Annotated in this window: 17 protein-coding genes and 2 pseudogenes; 11 read left to right on the top strand and 8 right to left on the bottom strand. The window is 63.0% G+C overall.

The window, feature by feature from the left end; genetic code table 11:
* Positions 1–27: 27 nt before the first annotated feature.
* The gene (gene cobF, locus RGV59_RS23810) at positions 28–783 is read left to right on the top strand and encodes a precorrin-6A synthase (deacetylating) (protein WP_057004366.1); all 756 of its coding nucleotides are present in this window, start codon (positions 28–30) and stop codon (positions 781–783) included.
* A gap of 11 nt (positions 784–794) precedes the next feature.
* Positions 795–1,514, top strand: a complete 720-nt coding sequence (locus RGV59_RS23805; protein ID WP_126586920.1) for an alpha/beta hydrolase — start codon at positions 795–797, stop codon at positions 1,512–1,514.
* 130 nt (positions 1,515–1,644) lie between these two features.
* On the opposite strand, the gene RGV59_RS23800 is transcribed toward RGV59_RS23805, so the two are convergent.
* From RGV59_RS23800 to RGV59_RS23790, 3 genes are all read right to left on the bottom strand, one after another.
* Positions 1,645–2,199 carry a hypothetical protein gene (locus RGV59_RS23800; RefSeq protein WP_017849157.1) on the bottom strand — a complete coding sequence of 185 codons (555 nt, stop codon included), beginning with the start codon at positions 2,197–2,199 and terminating at the stop codon, positions 1,645–1,647.
* A 76-nt stretch (positions 2,200–2,275) separates the two neighbouring features.
* Entirely contained in the window at positions 2,276–4,084 is a 1,809-nt protein-coding gene (locus tag RGV59_RS23795; RefSeq protein WP_017849158.1) for a monovalent cation:proton antiporter-2 (CPA2) family protein, read from the bottom strand.
* A 143-nt stretch (positions 4,085–4,227) separates the two neighbouring features.
* Positions 4,228–5,112, bottom strand: a complete 885-nt coding sequence (locus RGV59_RS23790) for an EamA family transporter (RefSeq protein WP_126586918.1) — start codon at positions 5,110–5,112, stop codon at positions 4,228–4,230.
* Between the two features lie 103 nt (positions 5,113–5,215).
* Between RGV59_RS23790 and RGV59_RS23785 the strand changes: the two genes are divergently transcribed.
* The 3 genes from RGV59_RS23785 to RGV59_RS23775 all read left to right on the top strand — a co-directional run bounded on the left by RGV59_RS23785 (position 5,216) and on the right by RGV59_RS23775 (position 9,007).
* Positions 5,216–5,998: an AraC family transcriptional regulator gene (locus RGV59_RS23785; protein ID WP_126586916.1), complete on the top strand. Its 783-nt coding sequence runs from the start codon at positions 5,216–5,218 to the stop codon at positions 5,996–5,998.
* A 94-nt stretch (positions 5,999–6,092) separates the two neighbouring features.
* On the top strand, positions 6,093–7,646 hold the full coding sequence (locus RGV59_RS23780; RefSeq protein ID WP_126586914.1) for a DUF726 domain-containing protein: 1,554 nt from the start codon (positions 6,093–6,095) through the stop codon (positions 7,644–7,646).
* A gap of 41 nt (positions 7,647–7,687) precedes the next feature.
* A complete protein-coding gene (locus RGV59_RS23775) occupies positions 7,688–9,007 on the top strand; it encodes an Nramp family divalent metal transporter (protein WP_126586911.1) in 1,320 nt (439 codons plus the stop codon).
* Positions 9,008–9,033: 26 nt separating this feature from the next.
* Here RGV59_RS23775 and RGV59_RS23770 read toward each other — a convergent pair whose 3' ends face one another.
* Positions 9,034–9,411, bottom strand: coding sequence for a type II toxin-antitoxin system VapC family toxin (locus RGV59_RS23770; protein ID WP_046489214.1), 378 nt, complete (start codon positions 9,409–9,411; stop codon positions 9,034–9,036).
* Positions 9,408–9,767 (bottom strand): type II toxin-antitoxin system Phd/YefM family antitoxin, encoded by a 360-nt coding sequence (locus tag RGV59_RS23765; RefSeq protein ID WP_232925629.1) that lies wholly within the window; start codon positions 9,765–9,767, stop codon positions 9,408–9,410. Before RGV59_RS23765 ends, RGV59_RS23770 begins: the two co-directional genes overlap by 4 nt.
* Positions 9,768–9,878: 111 nt before the next feature.
* On the opposite strand from RGV59_RS23765, the pseudogene RGV59_RS23760 reads away from it, so the two are divergent.
* The 5 genes and pseudogenes from RGV59_RS23760 to RGV59_RS23740 form a co-directional block, all read left to right on the top strand.
* A pseudogene (locus RGV59_RS23760) lies at positions 9,879–10,013 on the top strand (DMT family transporter); the annotation flags it as partial.
* Between the two features lie 89 nt (positions 10,014–10,102).
* Positions 10,103–10,273, top strand: coding sequence for a metallothionein (locus RGV59_RS23755; protein WP_079444133.1), 171 nt, complete (start codon positions 10,103–10,105; stop codon positions 10,271–10,273).
* Positions 10,274–10,349: 76 nt separating this feature from the next.
* Positions 10,350–11,114 carry an AraC family transcriptional regulator gene (locus RGV59_RS23750; RefSeq protein ID WP_104902994.1) on the top strand — a complete coding sequence of 255 codons (765 nt, stop codon included), beginning with the start codon at positions 10,350–10,352 and terminating at the stop codon, positions 11,112–11,114.
* Between the two features lie 90 nt (positions 11,115–11,204).
* Positions 11,205–11,378: a DUF1427 family protein gene (locus tag RGV59_RS23745; RefSeq protein ID WP_017849167.1), complete on the top strand. Its 174-nt coding sequence runs from the start codon at positions 11,205–11,207 to the stop codon at positions 11,376–11,378.
* A gap of 30 nt (positions 11,379–11,408) precedes the next feature.
* Positions 11,409–12,368 (top strand): quinone oxidoreductase family protein, encoded by a 960-nt coding sequence (locus RGV59_RS23740; RefSeq protein ID WP_126586909.1) that lies wholly within the window; start codon positions 11,409–11,411, stop codon positions 12,366–12,368.
* 48 nt (positions 12,369–12,416) lie between these two features.
* Here the strand turns inward: RGV59_RS23740 and RGV59_RS23735 are convergent, their stop codons facing one another.
* The 3 genes and pseudogenes from RGV59_RS23735 to RGV59_RS23725 form a co-directional block, all read right to left on the bottom strand.
* Positions 12,417–13,445 carry a purine-nucleoside phosphorylase gene (locus tag RGV59_RS23735; protein WP_046489210.1) on the bottom strand — a complete coding sequence of 343 codons (1,029 nt, stop codon included), beginning with the start codon at positions 13,443–13,445 and terminating at the stop codon, positions 12,417–12,419.
* A 54-nt stretch (positions 13,446–13,499) separates the two neighbouring features.
* Positions 13,500–13,888 (bottom strand): annotated as a pseudogene (locus tag RGV59_RS23730) (outer membrane protein OmpK); the annotation flags it as partial.
* 41 nt (positions 13,889–13,929) lie between these two features.
* Positions 13,930–14,868 carry an AraC family transcriptional regulator gene (locus tag RGV59_RS23725; protein WP_102618439.1) on the bottom strand — a complete coding sequence of 313 codons (939 nt, stop codon included), beginning with the start codon at positions 14,866–14,868 and terminating at the stop codon, positions 13,930–13,932.
* A 268-nt stretch (positions 14,869–15,136) separates the two neighbouring features.
* Between RGV59_RS23725 and RGV59_RS23720 the strand changes: the two genes are divergently transcribed.
* Positions 15,137–15,910: an L-iditol 2-dehydrogenase gene (locus RGV59_RS23720; RefSeq protein WP_126586907.1), complete on the top strand. Its 774-nt coding sequence runs from the start codon at positions 15,137–15,139 to the stop codon at positions 15,908–15,910.
* The last annotated feature ends 1,191 nt before the right edge of the window (positions 15,911–17,101 follow it).

The following is a 17,101-nucleotide window of genomic DNA, read 5'->3' as shown; positions in this document are numbered from 1 at the left end:
ATCCACGCCCCGCAATGAGAGCAACCCATGAAACGCATCCTGATCATCGGCATTGGCGCCGGCAACCCTGACTACATCACGATGCAGGCCGTGAAGGCGCTGAACCGCACCGACGTGTTTTTCCTGATGGACAAGGGCCAGAGCAAAGACAAGCTGATCGACCTGCGCCGTGAGATCTGCGCGACCTACATCACCGAGCCCGGCTACCGCTTCGTCGAGGCCGATTGCCCCGAGCGGGTGCGCGGGGACATCGACTACACCCGCGCCGTGCAGGACCTCAACCGCGATAAGCAGCAGACCTTCGAGCGCATGATCAACGAAGAAATGGCCGACGGCGAAGTGGGGGCTTTTCTGGCTTGGGGCGATCCGGCGTTGTACGACAGCACCATCCGCATTCTGCAGGCGATCCTGGCCAGTGGCCGCTGCGTCTTTGAATTCGAAGTGATCCCCGGCATCACCAGCGTGCAGGCCCTGGCGGCCCAGCACAAAGTGCCGCTGAACCGCATCGGCCGCTCCATCGAGATCACCACCGGGCGCCGTTTGGCGGCGGGGCAGGCGAGCGATGCCGACACCCTGGTGGTGATGCTCGACGCCGAAGACTCCTACCGCAGCGTGGCCGATCAGGATCTGGACATTTATTGGGGGGCCTACCTCGGCACGCCGGATGAAATCCTCATCAGCGGCAAGGTGAGTGAAGTCGCTGAAGACATCCAACGGGTGCGCAAGGCTGCGCGTCTGGCCAACGGCTGGATCATGGACACTTATTTGCTGCGCAAACCCTGAGGTCGATCTCCATGTTCAAACTGTTCGCGCTGGTGTTGACCCTGGTGGCCGGTGCCGCCCACGCCGATTCCGACCTGCACACCGACTTGCCGTTGTTGTACCTGGAACAGACCCAGAGCGATGCGCGCAACCAGCCGCTGGTGATTTTCCTGCACGGTTTTGGCAGCAACGAGGAAGACCTGTTCGGCATCAAGGATGCGCTGCCGTCCACCTGGACCTACCTGTCGGCGCGCGCGCCGATGCCGGTGGACGCCCAAGGGTTCCGCTGGTTCACCAAGACGCCGGGTGACGGCGATTACGATGGGATGACCGACGACCTGCAGAGCAGCGCCAGGCTGATCAAGGCGTTTGTCGTCAAGGCTACCGTCAAATACCACACCCAGCCTGACCGGGTGTTCCTGGTGGGGTTCAGCCAGGGCGCGATCATGTCATACGAGGTGGCGTTACGTGACCCTGAGTTGGTGCGCGGGATTGCGGCGCTCAGTGGCAGCGTGTTGCCGGTGCTCAAGGCGCAGCTCAAGCCGGATGAGCGATTGGGCCAGTTGGCGATTTTCATCGGCCACGGCACGTTGGACCAGGCGCTGCCGTATGCCTCGGCGACGCGGGCGAACGAGGTGTTGTCGGGGTTGGGGCTCAAGCCGCAGTTTCATACTTATCCGGGCATGAACCACACCATCAGCGCAGCGGAAGTGCAGGACTTGAAGGCCTGGCTGGAAACCAATGTGAAGTGAACACCGCTAAAAATGTGGGAGGGAGCTTGCTCCCGATAGCAGTGTGTCAGCCAACACATGCATGACTGATGCACCGCCATCGGGAGCAAGCCCCCTCCCACAGTTGATCGGTGTGGTTTTAACGGTCGGTTTACTTGCCGCCGGTGATCAGTTTCACCAACTGCGCATGCCCCTTCACATCATCTGCCCGCGAAATCGCCTGGATCACCAGTAAGTGATTGCCGGAACCGCCGAGGAAGGTGGAGTTCAAGGTTTTACCGCCGCCTTGGGTGGCCGTGCTGTCCACCTGGCGCAGGCCGAGGCCCTTGAAGGTCAGTTTCTTTTCGTTCTGTTTCTTGAAGTCGGGCAGGGCGGCGCTCTGGTCCTTGACGAAGCCGGCGACTGCGCCGTCGAGAAACTGCGGGTCATTATCTTTAATGGTCACCCCGTCGTTGCGCACGGTTTCGGCGACGATGACCACACTTTTCGTGGTTTGGTTCGCGTACATCGTACCTTGGGTATCCCCGGTGCCGTCTGCTGCCTTGCCGGCTGGCAGGGTGTCGGCGACATAGGCCTTGGGCAGGTCGAAGCTGAACTTGCCGCCCAAGGTGGAGATGGTCTGATCCGCCGGCTTGGCCGCGGCGAATACGCTGCCGGCGCTAAGCGCCAGGGCCAGCAGGACGGCGGTCTTGGTGAAAGTGGCCATGAAGAAGCGCTCCGGTAGATGAACGAAATTGCGCCATATTCTGTCAGAAAATTCGCAAGATCGTTCATCTGCACCATCACACCTTGTCGGACTCTTCCTCAAGACGGTCCATTTCAAACAACCGCGCCAGTTCCGCACGGGCTTCCTGGGCGGTCTGCATGACCTTGGCCGCGTCGTCGTACACCGCGTGCTGGGCGGCGAGGACCTGCAGGTCGTGGTTCTTGAACCGGGTGATGCGCGCGTCGGCCTGGGCTTGGCTCAGGCCGAGGCCCACCAGGGTGCGGCGGCTCATTTCCAGGCTGGAATAGAAGGTTTCGCGCACCGGTGACGCGTCGAGGTCCACCAAACGGTGGACGTGCTGCCGGTTACGGGCGCGGGCGATGATCTTCATGTGCGGATAGAGGCTGCGCACCAGTTCGGCGGTTTTGATGTTGATCTCCGGGTCATCCATCGCGATGACGAAGAACTCCGCCCGGTCGACCTTGGCCGCGTGCAGGATCTCCGGACGTTGCGGGTCGCCGTAGAATACCGGCATTCCGCCGAAACTGCGGGTCAGCTCGATGGTTTCGACCGAGGTGTCCAGGGCGATAAACGAAATGTTCTGCGCGCGCAGGATTCGCGCGACGATCTGCCCCATGCGGCCCATGCCGGCGATGATCACGCGCGGCGCATCGCTTTCGATGGTGCGGTATTCCTCGGGGACTTCCACGGGTTTGACCTTGGGCTTGAACAGCTTCGGGCAGACCAGCAACAGCAGCGGCGTCACGGCCATCGACAGGGTGATGGTCAGCACCAGGATGTCGTACAGGTGCGGTTCGAACAGGCCCTGGTCGCGGCCGATCTTGAACACCACGAAGGCGAATTCACCGCCTGCCGCCAGCACCACGCCCAGGCGCAAGGCGCTCTCGCGGTTGAGATCGCCCACCAGCCGGCCGACGGCATACAGCAGCGGCAGTTTCAAACCGATCAACAGCAGGGTCAGGCCGATCACCACCAGCGGCGAGCTGAGCAGCAGGCTGAGGTTGGCGCCCATGCCCACGCTGATGAAAAACAGGCCAAGCAGCAGGCCCTTGAACGGTTCGATCTGGGATTCCAGTTCGTGGCGGTATTCCGAGTCCGCCAGCAGCAGGCCGGCGAGGAACGCGCCCAGGGCCATGGACACGCCGACCAACTCCATCAGCCAGGCGGTGCCGATCACTACCAGCAACGCGGTGGCCGTGGACACTTCGCGCAAGCCGGTCTTGGCGACGACGCGAAACACCGGGCGCAACAGATAGCGCCCGCCGATGATCACCACGGCGATGCTGCCGAGGATCTGCAACACGTGCTGCACGCCCTGGGCCTGGGTACTTGGGTGATCGCCCCCGGCCAGCAACGGCACCATGGCAATCAGCGGGATCGCCGCAATGTCCTGGAACAGCAGAATCGCAAAAGCCAGGCGCCCGTGGGGCTGGTTCAGCTCCTTGCGCTCGGCCAGGCTTTGCAGGCCAAAGGCGGTGGACGACAGCGCCAGGCCCAGGCCCAGCACGATTGCGCTGTTCCACGACTGGCCGAACAGCCACAGCGCGACCCCGCCCATCACCAGGCCGGTGAGCAGCACCTGGGCCAGGCCGACACCGAATACCGCCTTGCGCATCACCCATAAACGTTTCGGCGACAGCTCCAGGCCGATGATGAACAGCAGCAGCACCACGCCCAACTCCGAGAACTGCGCGACGCTTTGCGGGTTGCCGATCAGGCCCAGTACCGACGGGCCGATGATCACACCGGCGAACAGATAGCCCAGCACCGCGCCCAACTGCAGGCGCTTGGCAAGGGGCACGGTCAGCACGGCGGCGAGCAGGAACACCACGGCTGCTTGTAACAGGTTGCCTTCATGGGGCATTGCGAACTCCAAAATCTTTAAAGCCAATCAACAGGCGGCTATTAGAGCGCTTTTTACATGTCGATAATTGTGTTTTTGCAGTGTGGGATCGTGCTGGGCAGGTGATTTTTTGCTGGGCGACCGCGTTCTCGCGGGCGTGTCTTTCACTGGCTGAGTGTTTTTCCAGGCGCACTGGCGGGCGTGCGGTACAACCCCACGGCCAGTCCCGTGATGATGAGCGCAATCGAGAGCAGGTTGGGCGTGGATATGCGCTCGCCGATGATCAGCATCGAACTGGTCATGCCGAACACCGGAATCAGCAGGGACAGCGGCGCTACGGTGGATACCGGGTATGCCTTGAGCAGTGAGTTCCAGCCCCAGTAGGCAAAGTGCGTGGCCAGGTAGACCTGGAACAGGATGGAACCCGCCGCCGTCAGGTCGAGGTTGGCGCCCACGTTGGCGAACGCTGCGCTGCCGTGCAGCCACCAGGCCATGAGCCACAGCGGAATCGGTGGGAACAGACTGGCCCACACCATGAACGAGAAGATCTCTTTCACGCCCGATTGCTTGATGATCACGTTGCCGACACTCCAGGCCAGCGCGCTGAAGACGATCAACAGAATACCCAGCAGCGCGTGGTCGCCGTGTTGCGTCGCGATAATCCCCGCCAGGCCGGTCACCGCGAGCACGGCGCCGAGCACTTGGGCCCTGCGGATTTTTTCCTGGAACAGCACATAGCCCCAACCCATGCTGAAAAACACGCTGAGTTGGATGATCAGCGAGGCGATTCCCGGGCTGACACCGACCTGAATGCCATAGTTGATCACGCCCCACATCCCCAGCCCGAAGATGAGCCCGTAAGCCGCCACATAGTGGAAGCGCACGACGGGGCGCTTGATGAAGAACACCAGCGGCAGGGCGGCGAGGGCAAAGCGTATGCCGGTGAGGACAAAGGGGTCGATTGCACGCAGGCCCAATTTTGTCAGGGGGAAGTTCACCCCCCAGACCAACGTAACCAGCACGGCAAGCACCAGGTGTTTTTTCTGCATGGGGTTTCCTTTTAGGCCGAGTGCAGCTTCAAAGGCGTCGATGTTAGGCGGCAGGGCAGTGGCCCGCTTGCTATGCCAGGTCAACTTTTGACAGAATCGGGCCATGATGCCGACTTTTGATGCCGACAGCCCCGACGCGCTGGTGACGCTGCGCGAATACCCCTCTGGCACCGTGTTTGCGCGGCACACGCACCCGCGAGGTCAGTTCGCCTACGCTTCCACCGGCGCACTGAAAATGTTTACCGACCTGGGCAACTGGGTGGTGCCGCCGCAGCGGGCGATCTGGGTGCCCGGCGGCGTGCCCCATGAAATGCAGATGCGCGGCGATGTGGTGATGCTCAATACCTACCTGGACGCCGGCGCCGCCGCACGGGCGGGGTTGCAGGCACGCTGCCAGGTGTTTGAAGTGTCGCCCCTGCTCAGGCATCTGTTGCAGGCGGCGCTGGCCATCGAGCCTTCGACCTTACCCAATGCCCGGCAGGCCTGCGTGCTGACGCTGCTGATCGACGAGATCGGAGCGATGCCCGAGTTGCCCCTCAGCGCGCCGTTGCCCCGCGAGCCACGGCTGGCGAGCGCCTGCCAGCGTTTTCTGGAGGCCCCTACGCAACACACTTCGATTGACGAAATGGCCGCGTGGTCGAGCATGAGCCGGCGCACCTTTACCCGCCATTTCCTTGAGAACACGGGCATGACGTTCGTCGCCTGGCGCCAGCAAGTCTGCCTGCTGGAAGCCACTGCCCGGCTCAGCCACGGCGTGTCCATCACCGAGGTGGCGTTTGAGTTGGGCTTCAGCAGTGCCAGCGCCTTCACTGCGTTGTTCCGGCGCAACCTGGGCGATACCCCGGCGCGTTATCTGACTAAATCAAAGGCCGCGCCGTTGTTCTGAGGGGGTTGCGGCGTCCGCGCCCGTCAGGATTCACCTTCCTGTGGCCCGCCCTTTGTTACTATCGGCGTCCTTCGTCACCAGGAGTCACCGGCCCATGCAGCACCAGTGGGATGAAATGCACCGTACCCGCAAGCCCACGTTCGTACTGTGCGGCGAGCCTCAGGGGGATGTGCTCAATCTCTATGTTCACGGTTACTCGGCGTTCTTCAACCGGCAGCAACTGGGCAACTTCTCGGCGCAACTGGCAAGTATCGAAGGTTCGACCAACCTGATGCTGTTCTGGCCGGCCGGGCATTTTCTGGAAAACCTGTTCGCACCGTTCAAGGACGTGATCACCGCGATGCTCGGCGGCGGCGGCCTGGGAGCGGCGACGGTAGGGGTGGGCAAGGCGATCGGGTATTTTCTCGACCATTACAAAAGTGTCGAGGCGCGGGTGGATGAAGTGGCCCGCAGCCTGTTGCCGGAATTGGCCGAATTCCTCCACGGCGAGTCGCTGCAGGTGCGGCGCATCAACCTGATCGGGCATTCCCTCGGCGCGCGCATCCTGGTCAAGAGCGTGTTGGCCAACCCCGACACTGCGCGCGAACTGCCGTTGAACCATTTGCTGTTGATGGGCGGGGCGATCTGTACGTCGAGCCCTTGGGATGAAGTGTGCGCAGCGCTTTCGGGGCGGGTGATCAATTGTCATTCCAGTAAGGATTGGGCCCTGGCGATGAAACCGGATACCGAGCGTTGCATCGGTCGCTACGCCATCCCGATCACGCCCGCGCTCAAGGCCAAGGTGACCAACGTTCACCTGGCCAGCTTCGATCACGCGGCCTATTGGCCACAGTTGCAGACGGTGGTGCAGTACACCGACCTGCTGCAGGAGCGACGCGGCATGATCCGCGCCGACCAGCGCAGTAGCGAGGTGCGCTTTGCCGAAGAAGATGACGAACTGTTCCCGGTGCTGGTGCGGGCGCGCCCGGACGAGCTGAAATTTCTCGCCGAATTGATCGCGCAAAAGCGCAGTGCCTCGATTGATGCCACGGTGCGCGAGCCGCTGAAGTTGGCCATCGAGTTGCAGCGCATGGGCGGCGACAGCTTCATGAACCTCGCCCGGGGGCACGGCGTGGGGTATCGCCAGATCGCCGAGGATGTGGCGCAGCGGCTGGGGATCAAGTTCGATGAACCGATGGAGACCGTCGTGCTGGCGGACATCGAAGCGCAGGTCGCGGAAAAACTCATCGAACAATACAAGGATAAACTCAGCCACGCCGACCGCCAGGCGTTCGACGCCGAGCTTCAGGCGGCGGCGCAAAAGGAGCAGGGCCTGTTCCATCGCATCGATGTCGGCCGTTCGGCCGCCACGGCGTTGAGCGGTACGGCGTTGGCGGGGCTGACCGGGTTCATCCTGCGGCGCGGCGCGGCCACGGCGATTCCGCTGGTGGGCCAGGCACTGGCGGCGGCGATGTTGCTGGTGAGCGGGGTGCGTGCGTTTTCCGGCCCGGCGTATTCGATCACGACCTTGGCGGTACTGGTGATCGGGGTGATCCGCCAGCGCATGGAGCGCGAAGCGTTGAACCAGGAAACGGACCTGGTGGTGCAAGTGGTCGAAGCGTTTGACCTGCCGCGGGACACGGTGATGCGAACGGTTGCATCCGACTGATAAGCTACGGGCTTGTCTAGAGTGTTTGCCTGGGATACTGCGTGAAATTCAGCCTGCCGAAAATCGCTACCGCTCCGTTTTGCCCGCCGGAAGTGGCTGGCTCTGTCATCGTCGACCCCAAGGCGTCGTTTTTCAAACGGATGCTGATGTTTGCCGGCCCCGGCTTGCTGATTTCCATCGGCTACATGGACCCGGGCAACTGGGCCACGGCGATCGAGGCCGGCTCGCGCTACGGCTACAACCTGCTGTTTGTGGTGCTGCTGGCCAGCCTGGCGGGCATGGTGGTGCAGTGCCTGTGCTCGCGCCTGGGCATCGCCACCGGCAAGGACCTGGCGCAACTGTGCCGCGAACGCTACAGCCAACGCTCGGCCCGCACCCAGTGGGTGTTGGCGGAAATTTCCATCATCGCCACCGACCTCGCCGAAGTGCTCGGCTGCGCCCTGGCGTTTCACCTGCTGCTCGGTGTTTCGTTGACCACCGGCATTGTCATCACCGCGTTTGACACGCTCTTGGTGCTGGCCCTGCAAAACCGTGGTTTCCGTCGCCTGGAAGCGATCATGCTGGCGCTGGTTGCCACCATCGGCGTGTGTTTCTTCATCGAGCTGGTGCTGATCAAACCCTACTGGCCGGACGTGTTCAGCGGCTTTGCGCCGTCGTTGTCGGCCATCAGCGATGCCGCACCGTTGTACCTGGCGATTGGTATCCTCGGCGCCACCGTGATGCCGCATAACCTCTACCTGCACAGCTCGATCGTGCAAACCCGGCTGATCGGCAAAGACCTCGCCAGCAAGCAGGACGCGGTCAAGCTGGCGCGTATCGACACCATCGGCTCCCTGGCCCTGGCCTTGCTGGTCAACGCCGCGATCCTGGTGCTTGCCGCCGCTGCGTTCCATAAAACCGGGCATACCGATGTGGTCGAGATCCAGGACGCCTACCACTTGCTCGATCCTCTGGTCGGCGGCGCCTTCGCCAGCATCCTGTTCGGCATTGCCTTGCTGGCTTCCGGGCAGAGTTCCACGTTCACCGGCACCATCGCCGGGCAAGTGATCATGGAGGGCTACCTCGACCTGCGCATTCCTTGCTGGCAGCGACGCCTGATCACCCGTGGGCTGGCGCTGATCCCGGCGTTCGTGGGGGGGTGGCTGATGGGCGACGCGGCCATTGGCAAATTGCTGATTCTCAGCCAGGTGGTGCTCAGCCTGCAGTTGCCGTTTGCGTTGTATCCGCTGATCCGCATGACCGGCGACGCGCGACTGATGGGCCCGTTCGTCAATCGCCTGCCGACGCGCGTGCTCGCGTGGTTTCTGTTTGCGCTGATCAGTGGCGCGAATGCGTGGTTGATCGGGCAGTGGTTGTTTTGATCCAAGGCCCGCGGTGCTGGGGCGCTCTACACCAGGACCGCCAGCGATGTGTATTGGGCAACCTGCGGATCGGCCGTCAATAGCTTCATTGGTTCGCTCAGGGCGGTTGCAGCGATGAGCCGATCGAAAGGGTCTTTGTGATGAGGCTTGAGATCCTTGACCGCAATGGCGTGTTCTGACGTGATGGGGAGTTCGACGAAACCGCTTTGCAGGCAGCACTCACGGATTTCATCCAGATCGACAGTGAGTTTCCCCAGGCCGACCTTGATCGCCAGTTCCCAGAATGTGGCGGCACTGACGTAGATCTCTGCGGCATGTTCAATCAGCTTTCGGGCTTTGCTGGAGAGCTTGGGGTCATCGTTCAACGTCCACAATAGGATGTGGGTATCCAGCAGCACTCTCATGAATGAGTGCCCTGGAACGCCGCGATGAGGTCGTCGGACAAAGGCGCGTCGAAGTCATCCGGGATCACCAGCTTGCCTTGCATGGCGCCAATTCGCCGGCCTTTGGATTTTCCAACAGGGACAAGCTGCGCCATCGCTCGCCCATGTTTGGCGATGGTGATGATTTTGCCGGCAGCCGCCTCATCAACCAGTTTTGACAGCGTGTTTTTGGCTTCGCCCAACGGCACTGTAATCATGGGGCTCTCCGCATATTTTGGCCAAATATAGCCAGAACTGCTGGCGCTATCAAAGACAGCCTGACCGCTGGTTGACGCCAACCGTTTTGAGCGCGACGGGTTGCGGTACATGACATCCATGGCATTGCTCCAAACAAGGGTTTCGCCGAAGTCTGTCGCAGCGTGCCGGGCTTAGGAATAGTGGCCCGAAAAATCGGAATGGACCTACTTTAACCGCGAGGCGTTTTCCCCATGAGCGTGCTGATCGACCATTTCGGCTGGCTGGGCCACCCGGCCATCGAACTGTCGGGCAGCCGGATCGTGGCAATGGCCTGCCTGGCGCTAGCGCTGGTGTTCAGGTACCGCAGCAACACCCGCACCGACTGATGGTAGGAACCATCCGCGCCGGCCCGCAGTCACTGCTAAAGGTGTCGGCGCCCGCCGCACCGGGACGACCATGACGAAGGAGTCTGACCATGCCAGATACAACCTGTGCCTGCCCACACTGCAAATGTGTGCTGGGAGTAGAGGCGGTGATGAAAGACGGTAAGGGCTATTGCTGCCAGGGCTGTGCCGAACACCATGCCCATGGTGAGCCGTGTGTGGCACCGACGGGCTGCGAATGCGCCAAGTCGGCTAAAGGCTGAGCGCGGTAAAAATTCGCTCGGTTTGTCGGGCGCTGGTCATTACCATGGCCGCTCACCCTTGCCGGATGTGTTCCCCATGGCCCTGGCCACGCCCCCCGACCTCAGTGATCACGCCGTGCCCGTGCAGCCGCTGGCGCGGACCTACCCGCGTGGTTGGTACGTAGAGCCCCATCGGCATGACTGGGGCCAGTTGCTCTATGCCATGAGCGGGGTGATGTGGGTCGAGACGCCACGCGAAGCGCTGGTGGTGCCGCCCCAACGCGCCGTCTGGCTGCCGCCGGGCGTGGAACACGGGATACGCGTGGTCTCGGATTTGCAGATGCGCAATATCTACCTGCGCCCGGCGCTGGCCGCGACGCTGGACAGCCAGGTGCAGGTGATTGAAGTCGGCGGGCTGCTGCGCGAGTTGATCGTCACCCTGGTGGAGCAGGGCGACAGTGGCGATGCCGGCTATTACGACGCGGTGGTCGGCCTGGCCCTGCTGGAGTTGCAGCGCGCACGCCGCGCGTCAATCCGCATCGCCATGCCGCCGGAGGCCGACCGCCGCCTGGTCAATGCCTGCCAGGCGGTGATGGCGGCGCCATCCCTGGCGATTCCCTTCGAGCATCACGCCGAGGCCGCCGGTGCCAGTGTGCGGACCTTGGCGCGGCTGTTCCAGAACCACCTTGGCATGGGCTTCGCCGAATGGCGCCGCCAGGTGCAACTGGCCACGGCGGTGGCTGAGTTGATCCAAGGCCAGTCAGTCAGCGCGATCGCGCGGTCCCTGGGTTACTCGCCCAGCAGTTTCAGCGACATGTTCCGTCGTGAACTCGGCGTGGCACCGTCGCAGTACCGCGGTTAAAGGTTTGGCCGAAATCCTGAAGCACTTGGCCGATGAGGTGGGCGGCGGCTTCCTACACTAAGCGCCATCCAACCACCAGGCGCTGCCCCCATGAGTTACTTGATCTCCCTTGCCATTGGCCTCTTCGTCGGCGTGATCTACGGTGCGCTGGATTTCCGCTCGCCCGCGCCGCCGGCCATCGCGCTGGTAGGCCTGATGGGCATGTTGCTCGGCGAAAAACTGTGGCCGATGGGGCGCCAGTTGGTCAGTGGTTGGTTGTCCTGAATGTCCTTTCCCCTTTGATGGATGCCGCTCATGAAAGCGCTGCAATTTTCCGCCACCGGCGACCTCTCCACCCTGCGTTTCGTCGACGTCGCCACCCCGGTGCCCGCCGCTGGGGACGTGCTGGTACAGATCAAGGCCGCCGGTCTCAACCCCAGCGACGTGAAGAATGTGCTCGGTCGCTTTCCCTACACCACGCTGCCGCGCATTCCCGGTCGCGACTTCGCCGGCGTGGTGGTCGAAGGCCCGCAGGAATGGGTCGGGCAGGCGGTCTGGGGCACCGGGCGTGACCTCGGTTTCTTCGCCGACGGTTCCCACGCCCAGTACCTCACTGTGTCGGCCAAGGGCGTGGCGCACAAACCCAGCCACCTGAGTTTTGCCCAGGCCGCCAGCCTCGGTGTGCCGTACACCACCGCGTGGGACGCCCTGCAGCGCAGCGCGGTCGGCGAGGGCACGCGGGTGCTGGTCATCGGTGCGAACGGGGCCGTCGGCAGTGCGGCGTTGGCCTTGGCGAAAATCCTTGGGGCGCAGGTACTGGCGGCGGTGCGCCGCCCTGAGCAGGCCGAAGTGTTGCAGGCGCAAGGTATCGCCGCGATTACCCTGGGCCAGCCGGAGGATTTGGGCGCGCAGGTCAATGCCGTGTTCAAGGGCGGCGCCGATGTGATCTTCGACACCACGGGGTTCTGGTTGCCCACCGCCGTGGCGGGGCTGGCGCCGTTCGGGCGCATCGCGATCATCGCCGCGCCGGTCGACGGTCATGTGCAACTGCCGGCCCTGGCCCTGTATCGCAAGGGCGGTTCGGTGGTGGGGATCAATTCGTTGCTCTACAACTGCGAGCAATGTGCAGTGATGCTGGAGCAGTTCGGGCACTTCTTTGACGAAGGGTTGCTGCCGCTGCCGAGCGGCCTGCGCGAAGTGGCGTTGGCCGAGGGTGTGAAGTGCTTCGAGGAGGTGAATGTGGGCAGCGCCGATAAGATCGTCTTGCTGCCCTGACGCGCTTGAACAGGTGGGAGCAAACCCGCTCCCACCGGTGGTTTTTGACTAGGCGTCGGGCACGCCTTTTTCCCACGCCGACCAGTGTTTCAGGATCGCCTGGACCAACGGGTTGCCCGTGCGGTACAGGTTCTCCAGCGCCGGCACGAAGCCGCCCTGGTCCGCATATTTGAGCAGGTTATCCACCTCGCTGTAGCCCGGATAAGGTCGGTCGAAATCCGACCCGGCGCGCACCACCGCCAGGCGCTGGATATCCACCAGCCCTTCGCGACTGGCGCGCAGCAGGGCTTCATAGGTGGAGTTGTCTTCCTGCTGGGTGGTGCAGTATTCGCCTTGGTTGTCGGTGAGCAACCGCGTCCAGACTTCGGCGCGCTCGCTCAGGCGCGTGCCGGAGAACCAGGTGTTGCCCGCCAGGGTGTCGCAGCGGGTGACTTGCGGCGGTTGGTTGGCCGGTGCCGCAGGGTAGTGTTTGCGCCAGGCGCTGGATTCCTGGCTTTCCGTCAGCTCAACCTTCTGCGACAGGGCAAACGCCTTGGCCTGCAGTTTCGGGTTCAGCTCGAACACTTCGGTCTTGTAGTCCAGCGGCGGTTTTTCGTTCGGACCCTTGGTGTTGATACCGATGTAGCCGGTCGGCCAGTCTTTGGGCGCGTCCCGCGAATCGATTTCCCACTGGGTGCCGAACTCCACCAGGTAATGCGCCCAGGCGGTGGTGCCGAGGGTGCCGTGTTTGGGGCTGATGCCGGCGATCCCGGCGATCAGAAAGTAGCTCTGGCGCAAGTCGAACTTGGGTGACAGCGCCAACGCCAGGGTGGAGGCGGCGGCGTTGGTCTGGCCCATGCCGGTCACCAGCAGGCAGACGTCTTCGGTATTGCAACGAATCACCGGGTATTCGGCGGATAAGCCCGGCACGCGGACTTCCTGCTTGAGCGCCAGGCGATCGATCCAGGTTTGCGCCTCGGGGGCGAACATGGTGACCAGCATCACCTTGGGCTTGATCGGCGCAGGCGCCTGCGCCAGTACCAGGTGGGGCAGCAGCGCCAGGCCGACGGCCAGCGAGACACGGGTAAACAGACTCATCTAAAACTCCTTGATCAGAATTGGTAGCCTACGCCGGCGTAGTAACCCCAGCATGTTAGCGGTGTGCGCCGGGTTTTCCTTGCGCAGGTCCTTGCCGAAATCGCAGTTGGTGAAGCCGATATAGGTCAGTGAGGCGCCGTCGTTCAACTGCCGGATGGGCACGATGTATTTCAGCTGCGCACGGTGGCCGTCCCACGCGTATTCATTGCTGGCGCCATCGTGCTGCCGTGGTCGTAGATCCAGTCAAAGGCTGCGTACCATTCCTTGACCGCGCCGATGGCCAGGCTGCACGCCGCCGGATCGTCGATGGAGGTCCGTGGTTCGTGCTCGATGAACAGCGGCGAGCCATGATCCCATGCGCCTTTGTCATTACGGTTACCGATGCCGAGAATCTTCGACACGTCGATATACCCCTTCCGTTCGAAACAATCCTTGTGGCCGAAGACTGATGTCCTGGCTGCCGATCAATGTCGGGTTCTTGGGGTCAGTATTGACGCGGTGTCATTTTTTCGCTGCGCTGGAACAGGTGCATGGCCGTTTCGCGCCGATATTCGCTGGGCGTCTGGTGCATTTCGATGCGAAAGTGCCGGTTGAAATTGGACAGGTTGGCGTAGCCCACTTCAAAGCAGATCGCCGCCACGGACAGCTCGCTTTGCAGCAACAGCCGGCACGCCCGCTGTATGCGGAACTTGCGCATCAGGTCGATAAAACCGTGACCGGTGTTGCGCTTGAAGAAGCGTGAGAAGCCCGCTTCGCTCATCTCCAGTTGCCGGGCGATTACCGACAGGCGCACATCGCCGGTCAATTCGCGCATCAGGTAGTCGAACGCCTTGTTGATGCGCTCGGCGCTGCGCGCGTCCAGGGTCGGCGCATAGCACGGGCTGGCCAGGGCCTTCACCTGCGGCGGCGGGGCGTTCTTGAGGGTGTCGAGCAGTTGCAGGAACAGGATCAGGCGTTGCAGGCCGTGGGCGCTGCCGATGTCTTCCAGCAGGCGGGCCGCTTGCACGGCGGTTTCGCCGCTGAATGCCAGGCCGCGCCGGGCCTGTTCGAACAACGGCTGCACGTCGCCGAGTTCCGGCAGGGTCTTGCGCAGGGCGAGGAGGGCGCTGCCGTCGAATTGCAGCACCACATCGCGGCCGTTCAGGTGTTCGCCGGGGGCCAGGTCGCCGATCCAGTCGTGGGGCAGGTCCGGGCCGATCAGCGCAACATGCCCGGCACCGAATGCGCCGATGTAATCGCCCGCCACCAACTTGCCGCTGCCTTGGCGGATCAGGTGGATCTCGAATTCCGGGTGGTGATTCCAGCGCGCCAGTTCGTAGGGGTAGTCATGTTCGAACCAGCGAAAACAGTGTTCCGGCTCGGGCAGGATCACTTCGAGTTCCGCGGGGCGGTGTTCGAACAACTCGGCGCGGCTGATGGGCATGGTGATGCCTCTTGTACTTGGGGAATTGCGCCAAAATACGCGTGTTGGTGACAGCCGCGCTACCGAAGCTTTCGCCCGGTACTGATACTTTTTTGATCCCGGGCCTGCGGTTAAAAAAGTATCGGTCGGGCATTCGCCACGGGTTTGTGAGGGCCCGGCCAAGCTGCTGTAATCGGCCCTCGACCATAAAAACAAGCGGTGGACACCGCCGAGCACGAGATCAACCGCGCCGGTTATCCCCCATCAATGCCCGAGGGACACGCACCCCATGAAACGACTGGAAGGTAAGAGCGCGCTGATCACCGGATCGGCGCGAGGCATCGGTCGCGCCTTTGCCCAGGCCTATATCCATGAAGGCGCCACGGTTGCCATCGCCGATATCGACCTGCAGCGGGCCCAGGTCACAGCGGCCGAACTGGGCCCGCAGGCTTACGCGGTGGCAATGGACGTCACCGACCAGGCGTCGATCGACGCCGCGATTGCCGCCGTGGTGGCCCATGCCGGCCAGCTGGATATTCTGATCAACAACGCGGCGCTGTTCGATCTGGCGCCGATTGTCGACATCACCCGCGAGAGTGTCGAGCGGCTGTTCTCGATCAACGTCGCCGGCACCCTGTTCACCCTGCAGGCCGCGGCTCGGCAGATGATCCGCCAGGGCCACGGCGGCAAGATCATCAACATGGCCAGCCAGGCCGGGCGGCGTGGCGAGCCGCTGGTCGCGGTGTACTGCGCGAGCAAGGCAGCGGTGATCAGCCTCACCCAATCGGCGGGGCTGAACCTGATCAAGCAGGGCATCAACGTCAACGCCATCGCCCCGGGCGTGGTCGACGGCGAGCATTGGGACGGGGTGGACGCACTGTTCGCCAAGCACGAAGGCCTGGCGCCGGGCGAGAAGAAGCAGCGAGTAGGCGACGAGGTGCCGTTCGGACGCATGGGCACCGCTGAAGACCTCACCGGTATGGCGATCTTCCTCGCGTCGAAGGACGCCGACTATGTCGTCGCCCAGACCTACAACGTCGATGGCGGGAACTGGATGAGTTAGGTCATACACCGATCAAAATGTGGGAACGAGCATGAGGCTGCGATAGCGGGCTGTCAGGCAGCAAAACTGTCAGCAGTACCGGCCCCGTCGCAGCCTCGCCGGGGCTCGACACCTCCCACACTAGATCGCCATGTCCGCCCGCAGCGCGGTCTCCTTGTGGGAGTTGTCGAGCTTCAGCGAGGCTGCGATAGCGGACGGTCAGGCAGCAAAACTGTCAGCAGTACCGGCCCCGTCGCAGCCTCGCCGGGGCTCGACACCTCCCACATTAGATCACCATGTCGGCCCGCAGCGCGGTCTCCTTGTGGGAGCTGTCGAGCTTCAGCGAGGCTGCGATAGCGGACGGTCAGGCAGCAAAACTGTCAGCAGTACCGGCCCCGTCGCAGCCCCGGCGAGGCTGCGATAGCGGGCTGTCAGGCGCCAAAAATATCAGCAGTACCGGCCCTGTCGCAGCCTCGCCGGGGCTCGACACCTCCCACAGTAGATCGCCATGTCAGCCCGCACCGCGGTCTCCTTGTGGGAGCTGTCGAGCTTCAGCGAGGCTGCGATAGCGGACTGTCAGGCAGCAAAAAGTCAGCAGTACCGGCCCCGTCGCAGCCTCGCCAGGGCTCGACACCTCCCACAGTAGATCGCCATGTCCGCCCGCACCGCGGTCCCTTTGTGGGAGCTGTCGAGCTTCGGCGAGGCTGCGATAGCGGACGGTCAGGCGGCAAAAATGTCAGCAGTACCGGCCCCGTTGCAGCCTCGCCGGGGCTCGACACCTCTCACAGGAGATCGCCATGTCAGCCCGCAGCGCGGTCTCCTTGTGGGAGTTGTCGAGCTTCAGCGAGGCTGCGATAGCGGACGGTCAGGTGCCAAAAATATCAGCAGTACCGGCTCCGTCGCAGCCTCGCCGGGGCTCGACACCTCCCACAGTAGATCGCCATGTCAGCCCGCAGCGCGGTCTCCTTGTGGGAGTTGTCGAGCTTCAGCGAGGCTGCGATAGCGGACGGTCAGGCGGCAAAAATGTCAGCAGTACCGGCACCGTCGCAGCCTCGCCGGGGCTCGACACCTCCCACAGTAGATCGCCATGTTCGCCCGCACCGCGGTCTCCTTGTGGGAGCTGTCGAGCTTCAGCGAGGCTGCGATAGCGGACGGTCAGGCGCCAAAAATATCAGCAGTACCGGCCTCGTCGCAGCCTCGCCGGGGCTCGAC

The sequence above is a fragment of the Pseudomonas sp. FG1 genome, from assembly GCF_034313875.1.
GTDB classification, from domain to species: Bacteria; Pseudomonadota; Gammaproteobacteria; order Pseudomonadales; family Pseudomonadaceae; genus Aquipseudomonas; species Aquipseudomonas veronii.
Note: the sequence above shows the minus strand (reverse complement) of the source record. Positions and strands in the feature narration are given on the sequence as shown.